Origin of the sequence: Nostoc sp. MG11 (assembly GCF_014904695.1) — a bacterium.
Lineage (GTDB): Bacteria > Cyanobacteriota > Cyanobacteriia > Cyanobacteriales > Nostocaceae > Komarekiella.
Genome location: NZ_JACXXN010000160.1, coordinates 1 through 1,727, shown reverse-complemented (window position 1 = coordinate 1,727; position 1,727 = coordinate 1). Strand labels below are relative to the sequence as shown.

Annotated in this window: 3 protein-coding genes; all 3 read right to left on the bottom strand. The window is 35.8% G+C overall.

The features are described 5' to 3' along the window. Nucleotides 1-424: 424 nt before the first annotated feature. On the bottom strand, nt 425-637 hold the full coding sequence (locus HCR01_RS37775; RefSeq protein ID WP_193200991.1) for a hypothetical protein: 213 nt from the start codon (nt 635-637) through the stop codon (nt 425-427). A 27-nt stretch (nt 638-664) separates the two neighbouring features. Next, complete coding sequence (locus HCR01_RS37770; protein ID WP_193200990.1) at nt 665-883, bottom strand: hypothetical protein; 219 nt, start codon at nt 881-883, stop codon at nt 665-667. Between the two features lie 436 nt (nt 884-1,319). Next, complete coding sequence (locus HCR01_RS37765; RefSeq protein ID WP_193200989.1) at nt 1,320-1,613, bottom strand: hypothetical protein; 294 nt, start codon at nt 1,611-1,613, stop codon at nt 1,320-1,322. Nucleotides 1,614-1,727: the final 114 nt, after the last annotated feature.

The following is a 1,727-nucleotide window of genomic DNA, read 5'->3' as shown; positions in this document are numbered from 1 at the left end:
CCCACAGTGGTCAATATCTTGTACTCTTATTTGTGATCCTGATGGTGTCATTCACCAAAAATACCATTGATCTCCTCTCTTACCTGCGGAATGTGGGATCCAATTGAACTGGAGTGGCAGCACCTCAAAAAAAGTGAACTTGCCTCAAAAAGTTTTGAAGATGAGTTAGACCTTGCCTATGCAGTCATTGATGGAATTCAAACAAGAGCAGAGAAGGGAAACTCCAGTACACAACGCATAAGATTTAACACTCATTCTTCTGCTTAATTGTTTGTTACATACTTATAAATTTTCCCCATGACTTACTTAGTTGCTATTAATTTTAATGATTGATAAGTTACAATCAATAACCTAAAAAATGTGACTGAAGCCCTTGTTATTGCTAAATTTAAAGTTTTACTCTACTTACTTATATCCCTAGACATTAGGGTACAAAGGTGAAAATATCAACAGGAAATGATTCACCATCAGAAGTAGTGAGAGTACCACGCACGGTGAAATCAGGTTCTAAGATGTCATTAACATTTGAGCCATTAGTTCCAAAAAATCCACCACAGATAGACTGCTGTTCTTCTGTAGATAAATCTACAAGAAAATTAATTTCATTAGATTCAGCAACTTGACCATTTATGTACATTACTTACCTCACTTGCTAGTTATTTCATCAATCTCTTCTGAAGCCTTTTACTAAAGCAGGTCTAATTTGACCATTAGAAGTAGCGAGAATACCAAAAAGAGTAAAATCAGGTGACTGACTATTACTAATATTTGAGCTATTAGTTTCAAAAAATCCACCACAGATAGACTGCTGTTCTTCTATAGATAAATCTACAAATAAATTTACCTCATCAGAATCAGATTTAGTAATTTGATAATTTGTCACTATTCTCACCTCACTTTACGAACCTTTTAATTAGCTGAATAAGCATTTAAAGGATTTCAAAAAAGACTTTTTGAGATTCTTAATGTATAATGACAGCTAATTTAAAGAGAATACTAACATTAGTGTTTTGTTGCTTGCAACAGATATGCAACAAAATACTAATGTTGAATTTTAAGTAGATTCAAGTCAGCCAAGCTCTTTCGAGAGCGAGCGCGTTTCTGTAATGCGAAAAATGGGCGGAGTATATGCCACCCTCGTTACATCACATTATCAAGATTTATCCTTACTTTTCGACCTCCTAATAAAAGCAATAATCTCCTCTAAAGGAATTCCTTTACTTTGCATGGATTGAATCATCGTGATCGCACCTAATTGGCACACTTCCAATACTGCGCTCCTTCCATTCTTGATCGATTTTCTCTTCCCAATTAAAACCTCAACGCCAATGAGTAGGATTATTAGGATTGCGGTGTCCAATAACACGAGGGTAAGAAGCCATAGTTCCGTTTTTCAGCTTCTTATTTTCGATATATTTATACAAGCAGCCTTTACGCTGTCTTCGTTTGAGCTTTTGAGTAGAAGCTGCTACGCGTTCAGTTTCCTCTAAGAAATTTTCGGGTATCCATCCACACACCCCACACTCATCATCTAGCCTGAGCAATTCCTGTTGTCTTGAAAAGTTTGATGGCGGATACATCCGTCCATCAACTTTTCGCTGATACCATTTCACAAAAAAAATGATAAAGATAAGTAGAACAAGGTGAAAAAACCAAACTGTGTAAAGATAAATAAATATGTACAATCCATCTACCACGGTAAAAAGGATATGGGCAGCCGTTTAAGG